Source organism: Janthinobacterium foliorum (assembly GCF_978021625.1).
The window spans coordinates 1-432 of record NZ_CDXDQE010000059.1; the positions used below are offsets into that span (position 1 = coordinate 1).

Annotated in this window: 1 protein-coding gene; it reads left to right on the top strand. The window is 66.4% G+C overall.

Features of this window, described 5'->3' with window-relative positions:
* A partial coding sequence (locus ACZ92H_RS29470) for a two-partner secretion domain-containing protein (protein WP_465051976.1) occupies positions 1-432 on the top strand: 432 nt, incomplete at both ends.

A 432-nucleotide genomic window follows, 5' to 3' on the forward strand; every position in this document is an offset into this window, starting at 1 on the left:
CCACGGGCGCTTACGCCGCCGTTTCCGAAAACGTCAAATCCGCCGGCAAGCGTTCGCTGCCGGGCAGCAGCGGGGGCGGGGCGCACTTTGCCCTGACCAGCATGGCGGCGGCATTGATGCTCGGCTACGGCTCCCTGGCCCTGGCGGGGCCGACGGGCGGCACGGTGGTGGCGGGCCAGGCGACGATCAACGGCGCGCCGGGCAATACGGTGATCCACCAGGGCAGCCAGAACGCCGTCATCAACTGGGCCAATTTTAATATCGGCCAGGGCGAGTCGGTACGCTTCAACCAGCCCAACAGCAACGCGGTGGCCCTGAACCGGGTGCTGGGCAATGACGGCACGACCATCCTGGGCAACTTGTCGGCCAATGGCAAGGTCTTCATCGTCAACCCGAATGGGGTGCTGTTCGGCCAGGGCGCCTCCGTGAATA